The 16,769-nt window shown below is 73.7% G+C and carries 16 protein-coding genes; 7 read left to right on the top strand and 9 right to left on the bottom strand.

Going from position 1 to position 16,769, the window contains the following annotated elements:
• From IE287_RS32545 to IE287_RS32535, 3 genes are all read left to right on the top strand, one after another.
• A partial coding sequence (locus tag IE287_RS32545; protein WP_268255008.1) for an acyl-CoA dehydrogenase family protein occupies nucleotides 1-248 on the top strand: 248 nt, incomplete at its 5' end.
• A 28-nt stretch (nucleotides 249-276) separates the two neighbouring features.
• Nucleotides 277-1,065, top strand: a complete 789-nt coding sequence (locus tag IE287_RS32540) for an electron transfer flavoprotein subunit beta/FixA family protein (RefSeq protein ID WP_189852846.1) — start codon at nucleotides 277-279, stop codon at nucleotides 1,063-1,065.
• Between the two features lie 33 nt (nucleotides 1,066-1,098).
• Nucleotides 1,099-2,055: an electron transfer flavoprotein subunit alpha/FixB family protein gene (locus IE287_RS32535; RefSeq protein WP_189852845.1), complete on the top strand. Its 957-nt coding sequence runs from the start codon at nucleotides 1,099-1,101 to the stop codon at nucleotides 2,053-2,055.
• 60 nt (nucleotides 2,056-2,115) lie between these two features.
• Here IE287_RS32535 and IE287_RS32530 read toward each other — a convergent pair whose 3' ends face one another.
• The 3 genes from IE287_RS32530 to IE287_RS32520 form a co-directional block, all read right to left on the bottom strand.
• Nucleotides 2,116-2,499 carry a Zn-ribbon domain-containing OB-fold protein gene (locus IE287_RS32530; protein ID WP_189852844.1) on the bottom strand — a complete coding sequence of 128 codons (384 nt, stop codon included), beginning with the start codon at nucleotides 2,497-2,499 and terminating at the stop codon, nucleotides 2,116-2,118.
• Between the two features lie 193 nt (nucleotides 2,500-2,692).
• A complete protein-coding gene (locus IE287_RS32525) occupies nucleotides 2,693-3,418 on the bottom strand; it encodes a TetR family transcriptional regulator (RefSeq protein ID WP_229883878.1) in 726 nt (241 codons plus the stop codon).
• Between the two features lie 85 nt (nucleotides 3,419-3,503).
• A complete protein-coding gene (locus IE287_RS32520) occupies nucleotides 3,504-4,265 on the bottom strand; it encodes an SDR family NAD(P)-dependent oxidoreductase (protein ID WP_189852843.1) in 762 nt (253 codons plus the stop codon).
• Between the two features lie 301 nt (nucleotides 4,266-4,566).
• Between IE287_RS32520 and IE287_RS32515 the strand changes: the two genes are divergently transcribed.
• On the top strand, nucleotides 4,567-5,115 hold the full coding sequence (locus IE287_RS32515; RefSeq protein ID WP_189852851.1) for a GlcG/HbpS family heme-binding protein: 549 nt from the start codon (nucleotides 4,567-4,569) through the stop codon (nucleotides 5,113-5,115).
• A gap of 123 nt (nucleotides 5,116-5,238) precedes the next feature.
• On the opposite strand, the gene IE287_RS32510 is transcribed toward IE287_RS32515, so the two are convergent.
• Both IE287_RS32510 and IE287_RS32505 read right to left on the bottom strand, forming a co-directional pair.
• Entirely contained in the window at nucleotides 5,239-6,321 is a 1,083-nt protein-coding gene (locus tag IE287_RS32510; protein ID WP_189852842.1) for an endonuclease/exonuclease/phosphatase family protein, read from the bottom strand.
• Between the two features lie 143 nt (nucleotides 6,322-6,464).
• The gene (locus IE287_RS32505) at nucleotides 6,465-7,619 is read right to left on the bottom strand and encodes an acyl-CoA dehydrogenase family protein (RefSeq protein WP_189852841.1); all 1,155 of its coding nucleotides are present in this window, start codon (nucleotides 7,617-7,619) and stop codon (nucleotides 6,465-6,467) included.
• 116 nt (nucleotides 7,620-7,735) lie between these two features.
• On the opposite strand from IE287_RS32505, the gene IE287_RS32500 reads away from it, so the two are divergent.
• Both IE287_RS32500 and IE287_RS32495 read left to right on the top strand, forming a co-directional pair.
• Nucleotides 7,736-8,341 carry a TetR/AcrR family transcriptional regulator gene (locus tag IE287_RS32500; protein ID WP_189852840.1) on the top strand — a complete coding sequence of 202 codons (606 nt, stop codon included), beginning with the start codon at nucleotides 7,736-7,738 and terminating at the stop codon, nucleotides 8,339-8,341.
• Between the two features lie 48 nt (nucleotides 8,342-8,389).
• Nucleotides 8,390-9,703: an ROK family transcriptional regulator gene (locus IE287_RS32495; protein WP_189852839.1), complete on the top strand. Its 1,314-nt coding sequence runs from the start codon at nucleotides 8,390-8,392 to the stop codon at nucleotides 9,701-9,703.
• 273 nt (nucleotides 9,704-9,976) lie between these two features.
• Here the strand turns inward: IE287_RS32495 and IE287_RS32490 are convergent, their stop codons facing one another.
• On the bottom strand, nucleotides 9,977-10,279 hold the full coding sequence (locus IE287_RS32490; protein ID WP_229883877.1) for a hypothetical protein: 303 nt from the start codon (nucleotides 10,277-10,279) through the stop codon (nucleotides 9,977-9,979).
• A 207-nt stretch (nucleotides 10,280-10,486) separates the two neighbouring features.
• Between IE287_RS32490 and IE287_RS32485 the strand changes: the two genes are divergently transcribed.
• A complete protein-coding gene (locus IE287_RS32485; RefSeq protein WP_189852838.1) occupies nucleotides 10,487-11,455 on the top strand; it encodes a helix-turn-helix transcriptional regulator in 969 nt (322 codons plus the stop codon).
• Between the two features lie 12 nt (nucleotides 11,456-11,467).
• Here IE287_RS32485 and IE287_RS32480 read toward each other — a convergent pair whose 3' ends face one another.
• The 3 genes from IE287_RS32480 to pucD all read right to left on the bottom strand — a co-directional run bounded on the left by IE287_RS32480 (nucleotide 11,468) and on the right by pucD (nucleotide 16,768).
• On the bottom strand, nucleotides 11,468-12,607 hold the full coding sequence (locus tag IE287_RS32480; protein WP_189852837.1) for an XdhC family protein: 1,140 nt from the start codon (nucleotides 12,605-12,607) through the stop codon (nucleotides 11,468-11,470).
• Nucleotides 12,608-12,649: 42 nt separating this feature from the next.
• The gene (locus IE287_RS32475; RefSeq protein WP_189852836.1) at nucleotides 12,650-14,122 is read right to left on the bottom strand and encodes an NCS2 family permease; all 1,473 of its coding nucleotides are present in this window, start codon (nucleotides 14,120-14,122) and stop codon (nucleotides 12,650-12,652) included.
• Nucleotides 14,123-14,362: 240 nt separating this feature from the next.
• Complete coding sequence (pucD, locus tag IE287_RS32470) at nucleotides 14,363-16,768, bottom strand: xanthine dehydrogenase subunit D (protein ID WP_189852835.1); 2,406 nt, start codon at nucleotides 16,766-16,768, stop codon at nucleotides 14,363-14,365.
• Nucleotide 16,769: the final 1 nt, after the last annotated feature.

Here is a 16,769-nt window from a genome sequence, read left to right as displayed (position 1 = left end):
CCGCCCGCTCCGAACGCGTCTCCGCCGGCGCCGACAAGCAGGACCTCACCTTCTTCGGCGCCGCCGCCAAGTGCTTCGCCTCCGACATCGCCATGGAGGTCACCATCGACGCCGTCCAGCTCCTCGGCGGCTACGGCTACACCCGCGACTACCCCGTCGAGCGCATGATGCGCGACGCCAAGATCACCCAGATCTACGAAGGCACCAACCAGGTCCAGCGCATCGTCATGGCCCGCAACCTCCCGTAACCCACCCCTCGTCGAAAGGAGACAGGCCGTGACCCTGAGGATCGCTGTCTGTGTGAAGTACGTGCCCGACGCGACCGGCGACCGCGGTTTCGCCGACGACCTGACCGTGGACCGCGACGAGGTCGACGGTCTGCTCTCGGAGCTCGACGAGTACGCGGTCGAGCAGGCCCTGCGGATCTCCGAGGAGGCCGACGACGCCGAGGTGACCGTCCTCACGGTCGGCCCGGACGACGCCAAGGACGCCCTGCGCAAGGCGCTGTCGATGGGCGCCGACAAGGCCGTCCACGTCAACGACGAGGCCATCCACGGCTCCGACGTCATCGGCACCTCCGCCGTCCTCGCCAAGGCCCTGGAGAAGACCGGCTTCGACCTGGTCGTCTGCGGCATGGCCTCGACCGACGGCACCATGGGCGTGCTCCCCGCGCTGCTCGCAGAGCGCCTGGACCTGCCCCAGGCGACGCTCCTCTCCGAGGTCTCGGTGGAGGGCGGCCTGGTCAAGGGCCGCCGCGACGGCGACGCCGCCACCGAATACCTGGAGGCCCCGCTGCCGGCCGTCGTCTCGGTCACCGACCAGTCGGGCGAGGCCCGCTACCCCTCCTTCAAGGGGATCATGGCCGCCAAGAAGAAGCCGGTCGAGGAGCTGGAGCTCGACGACCTGGAGATCGACGAGGACGAGGTCGGCCTGGCCGGCTCCTGGACCCTGGTCGAGTCGGCGGACGCCCGCCCGGCCCGCACCCAGGGCACGATCGTCACGAACGAGGACGGTGACGGCGGCAAGCAGCTGGCCGCCTTCCTCGCCGCCCAGAAGTTCATCTGACCGCCCGTCACCCCACCTCAGGAGCAAGGAATCATGGCTGAGATCCTGGTTCTCGTGGACCACGCCGACGGTGCGGTCCGCAAGCCGGCCCTCGAACTGCTCACCCTGGCCCGCCGCCTGGGCGAGCCGTCGGCGGTCGTCCTCGGCGCCGGCGAGGCCACCGACGCCGTCGCCGCCACCGCCGCCGAGTACGGCGCGGGCACCGTCTACGTCGCGGACGGCGCCGAGTTCGCCGACCTGCTCGTCGTCCCCAAGGTCGACGCGCTCACCCAGATCGCGAAGGAGAAGGGGGTGGCCGCCGTCCTGGTGACCTCCTCCGGCGAGGGCAAGGAGATCGCGGCCCGCGTCGCGCTCCGCCTCGGCTCCGGCCTCATCACCGACGCCGTCGAGCTGGAGGCCGGCGCCGAGGGCCCGGTCGCCACGCAGTCGGTCTTCGCCGCCTCGTACCAGGTGAAGTCCCGCGTCTCGCACGGCGTGCCGGTCATCACCGTCAAGCCGAACTCCGCCGCCCCGGAGGCCGCCCCGGCCGCCGGGACGGTCGAGACCGTCACCGTCGCCTTCACCGGCAACGCGGCGAAGGTCGTCTCCCGCACCGCGCGCGTCTCCACCGGCCGCCCGGAGCTCACCGAGTCCGCCATCGTGGTCTCCGGCGGACGCGGGGTCGGCGCCGCCGAGGGCTTCGAGGTCGTCGAGAAGCTGGCCGACTCGCTCGGCGCGGCCGTCGGCGCCTCCCGCGCCGCGGTGGACGCCGGCTGGTACCCGCACTCCAACCAGGTCGGCCAGACCGGCAAGCAGGTCTCCCCGCAGCTGTACGTGGCGGCGGGCATCTCCGGCGCGATCCAGCACCGGGCCGGCATGCAGACCTCGAAGACGATCGTCGCGGTCAACAAGGACCCCGAGGCCCCGATCTTCGACCTGGTCGACTACGGCGTGGTCGGCGACCTCTTCGAGGTGCTGCCGCAGCTGACCGAGGAGATCGGCGCGCGCTGACACCGAGGACACGGGAAGGGGGGTGGCACAGAGTGCCACCCCCCTTCCCGTGCTCCGGCCTCAGAACCAGCCGTCCAGCGGGACCTCCTCGCAGAGCCGGACCACCGGGCGGCGCCCGGTGTCCGCGGCGCTCGCGAGCCTGACCCGGACGCCGGGGCGCACGGCGTGCGGCGGCCCGTCGACCCGGCAGCGGACGACGAAGCCCTCGGCCATGTGGATCGGCCAGAGGTCGGCCTCGGCGGCGGTGTGGGCGCGGCGGACGGTGATCACGCCCTCGCCCTCGCTGAGTTGGGGGGAGAGTTCCGTCGACCCGCAGGTCGGACAGAGCAGGCGCTGGAAGGTGGTGGTGTGGCACCAGGCGCAGCGCTGGAAGTAGAGATCGGTGCCTTCGGCCGATTCCTCGGTCCGGACGGCGCCGGGATTCCTCAGTCCCGTGTGGAACACGATGCCTTCTCCTCGCACTCGGCGGCTCGACCGTGCATGGAGCCCAAGATATGGCACTCAGTGCCAGCAAAGAAAGACCTGAGTTCCCTCAATTCGAGATACTGCGGCCCCTCGGATGCGGGAGCGCCTCTCCGGCCCTCCGCCCCTCGTCGGCCCCTCGGCCGTCGCCGGCACCTCGGCCCGCGCCGGCCCCTCAGCCCTCGCCGAGGCTCGACTCCACCTCGCGCACCACGCGCCACATCGGCGTGGACCGCTTGGTGATGACGACGACCACGTCGTCGGCCCCCTCGGCGGAGGCGTCGGGGCCCGCCGGCGGGGCGGCCGCGTCCGGGCTCCAGGTGCCGCGGACGAACTCCAGGGCGCGGTCGACCTCCTCCAGCGGGTCGCCCTCGCCGCCCGAGCGCAGCCAGTGCCGCAGGGCGTGGTTGTGCGCGGCGACGACGGCCGCCGCGGCCACGTTGGCCCGCAAGGTGCCGTCCTTGCGGTCGGCCCAGCGGGTCCGCAGGTAGTCGCCGAGGGTCTTCTCGTACCGCCAGACGACGGAGAGCTCGTACGTGCGCAGCCCCGCGACCTCGCGGGTGAGCCGGTAGCGCTGGACGGAGAAGGTGGGGTTCTCCGCGTACATCCGCATGACCAGGCGGGCGGCGTCGCAGACCCGGACCACGGGGTCGTCGGTGTCGGCGCTCGCGGCGAGGAAGCGGGTCATGTCGTCGAGGCACTGCTCGTGGTCGGGGAAGACCACGTCCTCCTTCGACGGGAAGTAGCGGAAGAAGGACCGCCGTCCGACGCCGGCGAGGGTCACGATGTCGTCGACGGTGGTCTGTTCGTAGCCCCGCTCCAGGAAGAGCCGGAAGGCCGCGGCGATGAGGGAGTCCCGCATCACGGGCTTCGGGGGGGTCCGGGGGTTCGTCGCTGCCATGCCACGAACCTAACACCGGGAACGGCCCCGTGCGGCACTCGGTGCCGGAATTCTCCGGCACCGAGTGCTCTGCGCGGGGTGCGGGTCAGCGGGCGGCCATCCGCAGCGCGCCGTCCATCCGGATCGTCTCCCCGTTGAGGTAGTCGTGCTCGGCGACCATGGTGATCAGGCGGGCGTACTCCTCCGGCCGGGCGAGGCGCTGGGGGAAGGTGACGCTCGCGGCGAGCCCGGCCCGGATCTCCTCGCTGAAGCCGGCCATCATCGGGGTGTCCACGATGCCGGGGGCGACGGTGACGACCCGGATGCCGTACTGGGCCAGGTCGCGGGCGGCGGTGATGGTCATGCCGGCGACCCCGGCCTTGGAGGCGGCGTAGGCGATCTGCCCGACCTGGCCCTCGAAGGCGGCGATCGAGGCGGTGTTGACCACGAGGCCGCGCTGTCCGTGCGCGTCGGGCTCGTGCCGGGCGATGGCCTCGGCGGCGAGCCGCATCACGTTGAAGGTGCCGATCAGGTTGACGTCCACGACGGCGCGGAACAGGTCGAGGTCGTGCGGGCCCTTGCGGCCCAGGACGCGGGCGGAGGGGGCGATCCCGGCGCAGTTCACGGCGAGCCGCAGCTCGGCCCCGTCGGCGTCGGCCTCCGCGAGCGCGGCGCGGACCTGCTCCTCGTCGGTGACGTCGGCCGCGATCAGCCGCACGCCCTCGGGCAGGTCCCCGGCGGCGGCGACCGCCTTCTCCAGGTCCAGCCCGTAGACCGTGGCGCCGCGGGCGGCGAGCGCCTCGGCGGTGGCGGCACCGAGCCCGGAGGCGGCACCGGTGACGAGAGCGGCGGAGCCGGCGATGTCCATGGAACTCCTCGTTCGTGTCGTGCGGGTGACCCTGCCGGCGGGTTGGCCGCCGGGCCGGGGGCGCGTCCCCGCGGGGGGACCGCGCGGTCTGCGCGATCTGCGCCGCCACCATAGAACCCCGTGCGCGCCGGACACGGGGCCGGGGTCATCCGATCGGCCGACCCCCGGGTCCACCGATCCGCCCGCGGCCCGCAGCCGGTGCGCCGACCGTCCCGGCCCGCCGGCGGTCCGAGGATGGGGCGTCGGCCGATCCCCGGCTCCGACACCCCCCGACCTGTGGAGCGGAAGCCCTGTGAAGCACGTGAAGAAGGACCGCCGGACCCGTCTGATCACCGGTGGCGCGGTCGTCGCCCTCGGCCTGGCCGGGGTCGGCGCCTACTCCGCGAGCGCCGGCGGCGGTCGGGCCGCCGCCCCCGCGGCCGCCGCCGGGGCGAAGAGCGGGAACACGGCCTCCGTCTCCCGTCTGACGGTCGCCGCCGCGACCGAGGCGGCCGGGGCCGCCCTGGAGGCCGCGGAGAAGGAGAACCAGCGGGTGACCGTCGCCGTCGTCGACCGCGACGGCCGCGCCGTCGTCACCCTGCGCGGCGACGGTGCCGGCCCGCAGTCCTACGAGTCGGCGATCCGCAAGGCGTACACCGCCGTCTCCTGGAACGCCCCGACCTCGGTGCTCGCCGGCCGGCTGGACCGGGCCCCGCACCTGAAGGACGTCCCGGGCACCCTCTTCCTCGGCGGCGGCGCCCCGGTCACCGCCGACGGCGCCCCGGTCGCCGGCATCGGCGTGGCGGGTGCGCCCTCGGGCGATCTGGACGAGGAGTTCGCGCGGGCGGGCGTGGCCGCCCTGGCGCAGTAGTCCGGGAAAAGCCGGACCCCGGTCCGCCTGAAACGGGGGAACACAGGCGAACCGGGGTGGCTGGACCGAGCATACGCCCCAACTGGTTCAATACGAAATCACTACGGGACGGCCGCCGCTCCTCTACTCCGCGGCGGGCGGGTCGACGAGGAGCGTGGCCCGCCCGACCACCGCCCGGTGGTCGGAGCAGGGCACGACGGAGCCGGGGACGGTCCTGCCGTTCCTCACCTTGCGGCAGTCGGGGACGGGTTCGGCGTCGGCGGAGTAGTCGCGCGAGGCGAGCCGGTCCGTGCGGACGAAGATCATGTCGATCTTGGGCTTCGCCCCGCAGTCCTGCTCCCGTCCGGCGGCGCCGTCGGCGGACCGGCCGTCGGCGGTCCATTCGCCGTAGCCGGCGCAGACGGGGTCGGTGTCGTCGAGTTCGCGGTGCGCGCCGCGGTTGGGCTCGTCGTCGGGACGGCCGGGGAGCACGACGTCCTTGTCGTAGAACCTGTCCAGGCGCCTGTAGTACTGCCGGGCGTTGAAGTCGCCGGCCACCATGTACGTCTCCCCTGCGCGGGCGAACCCGTCCAGGAGGGTGTCCAGTTCGATCAGCTGGCGGTAGCCGTACGGCTTCGCCCTGGTCGAGATCGGGCCGATGTGGACCGAGCAGAACTTCATGGCCGGCCGGTCCGCCGTCGGCACGCAGAGCACCCCGTTGCGCACGGGGTGCCGGACGCCGTCGCCGGACCGGTAGAAGATGCCGCTCTCCTGCTCGAAGGTGCGGTACTCGGCGTCGCCGAGCGCGTGCCGGCTGAAGACCGCCTTGCCGAACGCCTCGCCGCGGCAGATCGGGGCGCCGGAGAGGTCGGTGCTGTCCGCCGGGACGGCCTCCTGGAACCGGGCGTAGTTCGTGTTGTCCGGGTTCCAGCCCGCCAGTTCCGCCCGGATCCTCCGGTACTGGCCGTAGCAGATCTCGTTGAACGAGGCGAAGTCCACGGCGCTTCCGGGCTTCCTGATCGACTTCACCGCCGCCTCGACCAGACCGTTGTCCGTGGCTCCGCCGTTCAACCTGTGGCCGGAGACGTTCCACGTCCACGCCGTGAACCCGACGGCCGGCGAACCCTTCGGGGCCTGCGGGGACTTCGGGGCGACCGTCGCGACGACGACGCCCGCCAGCAGGGCCACCACCGCCGCGAGCACGCCGATGACCAGCCTCTTCCTCATGGCCCCCCTCGGAGCAGGGGCGGGCTCCTCCGCGCCGCCGAAGGTGATCATTTTAGGGCGGCGGCCCCGCCCCCCTCCCCGCGGGGCGGCCCCGGCCGGCGCCGCCGGGGCCGGCGTCCGCCCCGGCCCGCGGCCGGCGGCCGCTACTTCTCCGGGCGCGCCAGCCCCCGGCTGATGACGAGGCGCTGGATCTGGTTCGTGCCCTCGAAGATCTGCATGATCTTCGCCTCGCGCATGTAGCGCTCGACCGGGAAGTCGCGGGTGTAGCCGTAGCCGCCGAGGACCTGGACCGCGTCCGTGGTCACCTTCATCGCGGTGTCCGTGGCGATCAGCTTCGCGGCGCTGGCCTGGCGGCTGAAGGGGCGGCCGAGGTCGCGGCGGCGGGCGGCGTCCAGGTAGGTGGCGCGAGCCGCGTCGACGGCGGCGGCCATGTCGGCGAGGAGGAAGCCGAGGCCCTGGTGGTCGACGATCCGGCGGCCGAAGGTGGTGCGCTCGTTGGCGTAGTCGACGGCTGCGTCCAGGGCGGCCTGGGCCAGGCCGGTGGCGCAGGCGGCGATGCCGAGGCGGCCGTTGTCGAGGGCGCTGAAGGCGATCTGGAGGCCCTGGCCCTCGGTGCCGATGAGCCGGTCCTCCCCGATGAGGGCCCCGTCCCAGTAGGCGGAGGTGGTGGGGACCGCCTGGAGGCCCATCTTGCGCTCGGGGGCGCCGAAGGAGAGGCCCTCGGTCTCGCCGGGGGCGAGGAAGCAGGAGATGCCGTGGCCGCCGGGGGCGGTGCGGGCGAAGAGGGCGTAGAAGCCGGCCTTGCCGCCGTGGGTGATCCACGCCTTGGTGCCGGTGATCCGGTAGCCGCCGCCGTCCTCCTGTCGCTCCGCCTTGCAGGCGAGGGCGGCGGCGTCCGAGCCGGCCTGCGGCTCGGAGAGGCTGTAACCGCCGACGAGGCGGCCCTCCAGCATCGAGGGGAGCCAGCGCTCCTTCTGCGCGTCGGTGCCGAAGGCGTACAGCGGGTGGCAGGCCAGCGTGTGGACGCTGGTGGCGACGGCGACGGCCGCCCAGCGGGCGGCCAGCTCCTCCAGGACCTGGAGGTAGACCTCGTACGGCTGGCCGCCGCCGCCGTACTCCTCGGGGTAGGCGAGGCCGAGCAGGCCGGCCCGGCCGAGCGTGGTGAAGAGACCCTCGGGATAGGTCTCGGCGGCCTCGTGTGCGTCCACCCGGGGCGAGAGCTCGTTGTCGGCGATCTCGCGGGTGAGGGCGATGAGGTCCGCCGCCTCGGGGGTGGGAAGCAGGCGGTCGACATCCATGGCGACTCCATCGGCGCGCAAAGTGGTACTCGGACGGGTACTCCAGTACCGCTAAAAATAGCGCATGACTCCGCGGACGTAACTCCTCCGGCCCTCCGGCCCGGCATACTGTTCGGGTGATCGAGACCTCCGCCGCCGACGCCCCGAAGCTCACGGGCCGCGGAGCGGCGCGCCGTTCCGCCCTCTTCGAGGACCTGGTCGCCCTGCTCGTCGGCGAGGGCTTCTCCCGGCTCACGCTGGACGACCTCGCCGCGCGGCTGCACTGCTCCAAGCGCACCCTGTACGGCCTGGCCGGCAGCAAGGAGCAGCTGGTCAGGGCGGCCGTCGTGCACTTCTTCCGGCGGGCCACGGCCCGCGTCGAGGCCGTCCTCGCCGCCGCGAGCGGCCCGGCCGAGCGGCTCTCCGCCTACCTCCGGGCCGTCTCCGCCGAGCTGGCGCCGGTCTCCCCGCAGTTCTTCGACGACGTGGCCGCCTTCGAGCCGGCCGCCGAGGTGTACGAGCGGAACACCCGGGCCGCCGCCGGCCGGGTGCAGCAGCTCATCGAGGAGGGCGTCAGCGCCGGCGTCTTCCGGGAGGTCCACGTGGCCTTCGCCGCCGACGTCATCGCCTCGGTGATGGTCCGCATCCAGCGGCGGCAGGTGGCCTCCGCCACCGGCCTCGCGGACGCCGAGGCGTACGACCAGCTGGCCGAGCTGCTGCTCAGCGGGCTGCGCCGGGCCTGAGGCGGCCCGGACCCACCGCCCGATGGACCACTACCGCGAGGGGCCCCAGTGACCAGACCGAACGGCCGGACCGTGCGGGACCTGCGGCGCGAGAACCGCACCGCGGTCCTGCGGCGGCTCTACTTCGACGGCCCCATGAGCCGTTTCTCGCTCGGCCCCGCCACCGGACTCAGCTCCGGCTCGATCAGCAACGTGGTCGCGGAGCTGGTCGCCGAGGGGCTCGTCGAGGAGGCCGGCAGCGTCGACTCGGCGGGCGGGCGCCCCCGGATCCTGCTGCGGGTCGCCCCCGCCAGCGGCCGCATGATCGGCGTGGACGTCGGCGAGACCCGGGTCAGGATCGAGCTCTTCGACCTCACCCTCACCGAGCTCGCCCGCACCGAGCGCCCCCTGGACCCGGCGGCGGAGGACGGCGAGCGGTACGACGTCGGGGTCGTCGTCGGCCACATCCGCGAGGGGGTCGCCGAGGTGCTGCGCACGGCCGGCGTCCCCGCCGAGGCGCTGCTCGGCGTCGGCATCGGCGTCCCCGGCATCGTCGAGCACCCCGGTGACGGCGGGGAGGGCGGCGCCGTGGTGCACGGCCAGACCATCGGCTGGGACGCGGTGCCGCTGGAGCGGCTGCTCCGCGAGGCGGTCGACCTGCCCGCCGGGGTGCCCTTCCGGATCGACAACGGCGCCAAGACCCTGGGCCAGGCCGAGATGTGGTTCGGCGCCGGCCGGGGCGCGGCCAGCGCCGTCGTGGTCCTCTTCGGCTCCGGCGTCGGCGCCTGCGTGACGAGCGACCCCCCGTCCCCCGGCCGGGCCCTGGAGTGGGGCCACCTGAAGGTGCGGGTCAGGGGCCGCCGCTGCCGCTGCGGCGCCCAGGGCTGCCTGGAGGCGTACGCCGGCGCCTCGGCGCTGCTCGAACGGTGGCGGGAGGCCGGCGGCGAGCCCCCGGCCGGAGCCGACGAGGAGACCGCCCTCGCGGCGATGGCGGCCGCCGCCCACCCCGGGGAGGGCGGCGAGCCGGACCCGGCGGCGCTCGCGGTCCTGGCCGAGACCGCCGAGTACCTGGGGGCGGGCTTCGCCGATCTGATCAACCTCTTCCAGCCGGAGCGGATCCTCGTCGGCGGCTGGGCGGGACTGCTCCTCGGCACCCGTTTCCTGGCCGCCGTCGAGGAGCACGCGCGCGCGTACGCCCTGGCGTACCCGGCGGCCCGGGTCACGCTCGGCATGAGCGCCCTCGGCCCGGACGCGGTCACCGTCGGCGCGGCGATCCTCCCGCTGGCGGACTTCTTCGACCGCGGCGGCCGCCGCGAGGAGCCCGGCCCCGTGGAGGAGGCCCCCGCCTGGGCGGAGAACGTACGGGAGCGCACCGCGCACTGACCCGGAGCGCCCCGGCCGCCACGCCCCGGCGGTCCCCGACGGCGCGCCGGCTCCGCGTCCTGCACGGCGTCCGCGACGGCGGCGTCCCCTCGGCCCGCCGGCCGAGGAGGACGGGGCGCGGTCGTGCGCGTGGCGGCGGTCCCGGCCCTCGGACGGGGGCGGGCCCGTCCGGGGCGGGCCGGCACGGACTGCGCCTCCCGGACCAGGGGGACGTCCCTCACCCTCCCTCCGGCCGCGGCCGGTACCGGGACGCCCCGGCCCTCCCGGTTCCCATCAGCCGGTCCCGGGCAGGCGAAGGGCGCCGGGCCGCTCCCCGGCGACGGCCGTGAGCGGGACGCCCAGGGCGTCGCAGAGGCTCCGGGCGCGGGCGAGGGCGCTGAGGGTGGCCGGGCCGGGGCGTTCCGAGGGCAGGCGCAGCCGGACGCGGCGCGGCCGGTGGGCCGCGACGAGCGCCTGGATCCGCAGGACGGCGGGGGCCCGGGTGGTGACGTCCAGTTCCCGCCGGAGCTCGACCACGAGCGTGTCGCCGTCGCGGTGGTGGGTCAGGAGCACGGTCGCCTCCGCATGTTCGGGCACGGTGTCCCCGGCCCTTCCTCCGGGCCCGTCCCGGTACCGCCCCGAGGCCGCACCCTCCCGCAGGACGTTCCGCGGGGACGCCGGGGGGGCGGCGTCTCCATCTTCCGGGGAGACTGGCGGGAGTGACGTGCGGACGGGGGCGGTCGTTCGCCGGACGGACAGGTCGTTTCGTCCGGCGGACGCCGGAACCTGGACGGGAGGCGTGCGGTGGAGTCGTTCCGTTTCGACAGCGGGAGCCTGGAGGAGACCGAGGCGTTCCTCTCGGAGGCGTACACGCCGATGCGGATCGGCGGGCGGCCCGAGGACGCGCGGGCGCGCGTCGCGCGCAGCGAGGCGGCGGGGCTGGTCTCGGACCGGCTGGAGTTCGGCTACCCCATGGCGTACGACGCCGGGTGCCTGAACCGGATCTGCCTGGTGACGGTGCACGCCGGGAGCTTCGCCGACACCACGGGCGGCGGCGAGCGGCTGTTCGGACCCGGGGAGACCTTCCTGCTGGCGCCGCCCGACCGGCCGTACCGGGGCGAGGTCCGCTCCGCCCGGTACACGATCACGATGTTCGACCCGGGTCTGCTCGCCGAGGCGGCCGCCACCGGCGGGGGTTTCCGCGGCCCGGTGCGGATCACGGGGCAGCGGGCGTTCGACGCGGCGGCCCGCCGGCGGCTGGGTTCCGCCGTGGCCTACGTGCGCGACCAGGTGCTGGGCGGTCCCGGCGAGGTCGGGGAGCTGGTGGCGGCGAGCGCGGCCCGGCACCTGGCCGCGGTCGCGCTGGCCTCGCTGCCCAGCACGGTCCTCGACGACGGTGCCGGTCCTCTGGACGGCCGGGACGCGCACAGCGACACGCTGCGCCGGGCGATGGCCTTCGTCGAGGAGAACGCCCACCGGGACATCGGGCTCGCCGACATCGCGGCGGCGGTGCCGGTGACCCCGCGCGCGGTGCAGTACGCCTTCGCCCGGCACGCGGGGACGACTCCGCTCGCGTATCTGCGCCGAATCAGGCTGGCCCGGGCCCACGAGGAGCTGCGGGCGTCCGATCCGCACACGGTCTCGGTGGCGTCGGTCGCCGCCCGCTGGGGCTTCGCCCATCCGGGCCGCTTCGCCGCGGCCCACCTGCGGGAGTACGGAGTGCCGCCGTCCGGGACCCTGCGCGGCGGCCCGCGCCGGGCGGGGCGGGGCTGAGCCGGCAACGGCCTACGCCACCGAGCCTATGCGGCCCGCGACCGGGGCGTCCGGGCCGTCGTGGTGGATCGGGGTGCGGGCTCCGGTGAGGGAGGCGCCGCTGCCGCCGCGCCGGTTGGCGACGATCTCCGCGCCGATCGACAGGGCGGTCTCCTCGGGGGTGCGGGCGCCGAGGTCGAGGCCGATCGGGGAGCGCAGGCGGGCGAGTTCGAGTTCGGTGACGCCGACCTCGCGGAGCCGCTCGTTGCGGTCCTCGTGGGTGCGGCGGGAGCCCATCGCGCCGACGTAGGCGACGGGAAGCCTGAGGGCGGCCTGGAGGAGGGGGACGTCGAACTTGGCGTCGTGGGTGAGGACGCAGAGCACGGTCCGGGCGTCGACCTCGGTGGACGCGAGGTAGCGGTGGGGCCATTCGACGACGATCTCGTCGGCCTCGGGGAAGCGGGCCTTCGTCGCGAAGACGGGGCGGGCGTCGCAGACGGTGACGTGGTAGCCGAGGAACTTGCCGACCCGGACGAGGGCGGAGGCGAAGTCGATGGCACCGAAGACGATCATGCGGGGGGCCGGGACGGAGGACTCGACGAGCAGCGTCAGCGGCTGCCCGCAGCGGCTGCCGTCCTCGCCGATGGAGACCGTGCCGGTGCGGCCGGCGTCGAGCAGCGCCCGGGCCTCGGCGGCGGCGGTGCGGTCCAGTTCGGGGTGGCCGCCGAGCCGGCCCTCGTAGGAGCCGTCGGGGTGGACCAGGAGCGCCTGGCCGAGCAGCTCCTCGGGGCCGGAGGTGATCCTGGCGAGGGCCGCCGCCTCCCCCGAGACGGCGGCGGCCAGGGCGGCGGGGAAGACCCCGCCGCGGACCGGGGTGACGAGGATGTCGATGATGCCGCCGCAGGTCAGGCCGACCGCGAAGGCGTCCTCGTCGCTGTAGCCGAAGCGCTCGACGACGGTCCTGCCGTCCTCCAGCGCGGTCTGGCACAGCTCGTACACCGCGCCCTCCACGCACCCGCCGGAGACCGAACCGATCGCCGTGCCCTCGCCGTCGACGGCGAGGGCGGCGCCGGGCTGCCGGGGCGCGCTGCCGCCGACGGCCACCACAGTGGCCACCGCGAAGTCGCGTCCCTGCTCGACCCACCGGTGCAGCTCTTCGGCGATGTCCAGCATGTCGGTCTCCTTGGCTGTGTGGGGAGGGCGGGCGGCTCGGCGTCAGCTGACGCCGAGCCATCCCTCGATCGGGTGGAGGGCGAAGAACACGATGAATATCGCGGTCAGGCACCACATGAACGCGCCGACCTCGCGGGCCTTGCCCTGCGCCACCTTGATGACGGTGTAGGCGATGACGCCGGCCGCGACGCCCGGGGTGATGCTGTAGGTGAACGGCATCAGGACGACGGTCAGGAAGACCGGGATGGCGACGGAGCTGTCGCCCCAGTTGACGTGCTTGGCGTTCATCATCATCATCGCGCCGATGACGACCAGGGCGGCGGAGCCGACCTCGCGGGGCACGATCTGGGTGATCGGCGTGAAGAAGAGGCAGGCCGCGAAGAACAGGCCGGTGATCACCGAGGAGAAGCCGGTGCGGGCACCCTCGCCGACGCCGGTGGCGGACTCCACGAAGACGGTCTGGCCGGAGGCGCCGGAGACGCCGCCGATCGCGCCGCCCGCGCCGTCGATGAACAGCGCCTTGGACAGGCCGGGCATGCGGCCCTTGTCGTCGGCGAGGTTGGCCTCGGTGCCGACGCCGATGATGGTGGCCATGGCGTCGAAGAAGCCGGCGAGCACCAGGGTGAAGACGATCACGCCGACGGTGATGTAGCCGACGTCGCCCCAGCCGCCGAAGGAGACGTCGCCGAAGAGGGAGAAGTCCGGGGCGGAGACCGCGCCGCCCTTGAGCTCGGGGGCGCCGTTGGCCCAGGCCCCCGCGCCCTTCTCCGGGATGTCGGCGACGGCGTTGACGATCAGCGAGATGATCGTGCCGCCGACGATGCCGATGAGGATCGCGCCGGGGACCTTGCGGGCCTGGAGGGCGAAGATCGCGAGCAGCGTGACGGCGAAGATCAGGACGGGCCAGCCGACCAGCTCGCCGCCGGAGCCCATGGTGACGGGCGGGCCGAACTGCGGGCCGGCGCCGACGAAGCCGGCCTTGTTGAAGCCGATCAGGGCGATGAAGAGGCCGATGCCGATGGTGATGCCGTGCTTGAGCGGCAGCGGGATGGCGTTCATGATCATCTCACGGAGGCCGGTGACGACCAGGAGACAGATCACCACGCCGTAGACCACGCACATGCCCATGGCCTGCGGCCAGGTCATCTGCGGCACGACCTGGGTGGCGAGCACACCGGAGACGCTGAGGCCGGCGGCGAGGACCAGCGGGACCTTGCCGACGAAGCCCATCAGCAGGGTGGTCACCGCGGCCGCGAAGGCGGTCGCCGTGATCACGGCGGAGGCGGCGAGGACGTTCTTGTCGACGTCCGGGCCTCCGAGGAGGATCGGGTTGAGCAGGAGGATGTACGCCATCGCCATGAAGGTGGTGACGCCACCGCGGATCTCCGTGCTGACGGAGGATCCTCTCTCCGAGATGTGAAAGTACCGGTCGAGCCAAGAGCGCCCGGCGGGGTTGCGCGAGCCGGAGCCCGCGTCCTCAGCGGCGGTCTTGGGCTCCACGGACGACTGGGTCATGGGGCCTACTCCCAAGGTTCAAAGGGGCACCCGCATCAGACTTCGGAGCGTGTTCACGGGGAAGCTGACGTGAAGCTGCGGGATTTGGGATATTTCGTTGGCTGCACGACCCGGGGGACGGCCCGAGACGAACGGGGTGGTGCGGGTGTCGCAGGTGGTGCGGGGGTGGTACGACTCCGGGCGGTGCGGGCGGGGAAGGAGGTGTGACGTTCCTGGGAGGCACACACCGCCCGGAGGGTCCTACAGGGTGCCGGTGAGCGCCTCGGGGCGGACCGGCGTCTTGTTCAGCTCCAGGCCGGTCGCGTTCCGGATCGCCGCGAGGACGGCCGGCGTGGACGACAGGGTGGGAGCCTCGCCGATGCCGCGCAGCCCGTAGGGGGCGTTGTGGTCGGCGAGTTCGAGCACGTCGACCGGGATGGTCGGGGTGTCGAGGATCGTGGGGATGAGGTAGTCCGTGAAGGAGGGGTTGCGCACCTTCGCGGTCTTCGGGTCGACGATGATCTCCTCCATCACCGCGACGCCCAGGCCCTGGGTGGTGCCGCCCTGGATCTGGCCGACCACGGAGAGCGGGTTGAGCGCCTTGCCGACGTCCTGGGCGGTGGCGAGCTCGATGACCTTGACCAGGCCGAGCTCGGTGTCCACCTCCACCACCGCGCGGTGCGCGGCGAAGGTGTACTGGACGTGGCCGTCGCCCTGGCCCGTGCGCAGGTCGAAGGGGACCGTCGGACGGTGGCGGAACTCCAGCTCGATGTCGATCACGTCCTCGCCCTCCAGGACGTCGGCGAGGGTCGCGAGGACCTCGCCGCCGTCGGTGACGACCTTGCCGCCCTCCAGGAGGAGCTCGGCGGTCGCCCAGGCGGGGTGGTAGGAGCCGTTCTTGCGGCGCCCGATCTCCAGGACCTTCTCGCGGACGGCCTCGCAGGTGTTCTTCACCGCGCCGCCGGTCATGTACGTCTGCCGGGAGGCGGACGTCGAGCCGGCGGAGCCGACCTGGGTGTCGGCCGGGTGGATGGTCACCTGGGTGACGCCCAGCTCGGTCCGGGCGATCTGCGCGTGGACGGTGACGCCGCCCTGGCCGACCTCCGCCATGGCGGTGTGGACCATCGCGACGGGCTCGCCGTTGATGAGCTGGAGGACCACGCGGGCGGTCGAGTAGTCGTCGAAGCCCTCGGAGAAGCCGACGTTCTTGATGCCGACCGCGTAGCCGACGCCGCGGACGACGCCCTCGCCGTGGGTGGTGTTGGAGAGGCCGCCCGGCAGCGCGCGGACGTCCGCGCCCTGGCCGGCGGTCTCCCACTGGCGCTCCGGCGGCAGCGGGCGGGCCTTGACCCGGCGCAGCAGCTCGGCGACCGGGGCCGGCGAGTCGACGACCTGGCCGGTGGGCATCAGCGTGCCCTGCTCCATGGCGTTGAGCCGGCGGAACTCCACCGGGTCCATGCCGAGCTTGGCGGCCAGCTTGTCCATCTGCGCCTCGTAGGCGAAGCAGGCCTGGACCGCGCCGAAGCCGCGCATGGCGCCGCAGGGCGGGTTGTTGGTGTAGAGGGCGACGGCCTCGATCTCGACGTCGTCGACCACGTAGGGGCCGGCACCGAGCGAGGAGGCGTTGCCGACGACGGCCGGGGAGGCCGAGGCGTAGGCGCCGCCGTCGAGGACGATCCGGGCCTTGAGGTGGGTGAGCTTGCCGTCCTTGGTGGCACCGTGCTCGTAGTGGAGCTTCGCCGGGTGGCGGTGCACGTGGCCGAAGAAGGACTCGAAGCGGTTGTAGACGATCTTGACCGGCTTGCCGGTGCGCAGCGCCAGGAGGCAGGCGTGGATCTGCATCGAGATGTCCTCGCGGCCGCCGAAGGCACCGCCGACGCCGGAGAGCGTCATGCGGACCTTCTCCTCGGGCAGGCCGAGGACGGGGGCGATCTGCTTGAGGTCCGAGTGCAGCCACTGGGTGGCGACGTAGAGGTCGACGCCGCCGTCCTCGGAGGGGACGGCGAGGCCGGACTCGGGGCCGAGGAAGGCCTGGTCCTGCATGCCGAAGACGTACTCGCCCTCGACGATCACGTCGGCCCGCTTGCGGGCCTCCGCCACGTCGCCGCGGACGATCGGCTGGCGGTGCACGATGTTGGGGTGCGGCACGTGGCCGGAGTGGTGGTCGTCGCGGCCCTCGTGGATGAGGGGCGCGTCGGCCGCGAGCGCGGAGGCCTCGTCGGTGACGACGGGCAGCTCCCGGTACTCGATCCTGATCTTGGCGGCCGCGCGGCGGGCGGTCTCCGGGTGGTCGGCGGCGACCAGGGCCACCGGCTCGCCGTGGTGGCGGACCTTGCCGTGGGCCAGGACGGGGGTGTCCTGGATCTCCAGGCCGTAGTTCTTCACCTCGGCCGGCAGGTCGTCGTAGGTGAGCACGGCGTAGACGCCGGACATCGCGACGGCCTCGGAGATGTCGATGGAGACGATCTCGGCGTGGGCGACGGTGGAGCGCAGGGTCTGGCCCCACAGCATGTCCTCGTGCCACATGTCCGAGGAGTAGGCGAACTCGCCGGTGACCTTGAGGGTGCCGTCCGGGCGGAGCGTGGACTCGCCGATGCCGCCCTTGACGTGGTCCTGGGTGACGTCGGTCGGCGTGCCGGCCGGAGCGGTACGGGTGTTCTGAGCCATC

Source organism: Streptomyces omiyaensis (assembly GCF_014650895.1).
In the GTDB taxonomy this organism is placed as follows: Bacteria; Actinomycetota; Actinomycetes; order Streptomycetales; family Streptomycetaceae; genus Streptomyces; species Streptomyces omiyaensis.
The sequence above is the reverse complement of the archived record's forward strand: the minus strand, read 5'-3'. Positions and strand labels throughout refer to the sequence as shown.

Bases quoted from the DNA above. Each gene is read 5' to 3' on its own strand.
- IE287_RS32480 (WP_189852837.1), bottom strand. From the start codon at position 12,607: ATGCTGGACATCGCCGAAGAGCTGCACCGGTGGGTCGAGCAGGGACGC.
- IE287_RS32535 (WP_189852845.1), top strand. From the start codon at position 1,099: ATGGCTGAGATCCTGGTTCTCGTGGACCACGCCGACGGTGCGGTCCGC.
- IE287_RS32520 (WP_189852843.1), bottom strand. From the start codon at position 4,265: ATGGACATCGCCGGCTCCGCCGCTCTCGTCACCGGTGCCGCCTCCGGG.
- pucD (WP_189852835.1), bottom strand. From the start codon at position 16,768: ATGGCTCAGAACACCCGTACCGCTCCGGCCGGCACGCCGACCGACGTC.
- IE287_RS32510 (WP_189852842.1), bottom strand. From the start codon at position 6,321: ATGAGGAAGAGGCTGGTCATCGGCGTGCTCGCGGCGGTGGTGGCCCTG.
- IE287_RS32475 (WP_189852836.1), bottom strand. From the start codon at position 14,122: ATGACCCAGTCGTCCGTGGAGCCCAAGACCGCCGCTGAGGACGCGGGC.
- IE287_RS32525 (WP_229883878.1), bottom strand. From the start codon at position 3,418: ATGGCAGCGACGAACCCCCGGACCCCCCCGAAGCCCGTGATGCGGGAC.
- IE287_RS32505 (WP_189852841.1), bottom strand. From the start codon at position 7,619: ATGGATGTCGACCGCCTGCTTCCCACCCCCGAGGCGGCGGACCTCATC.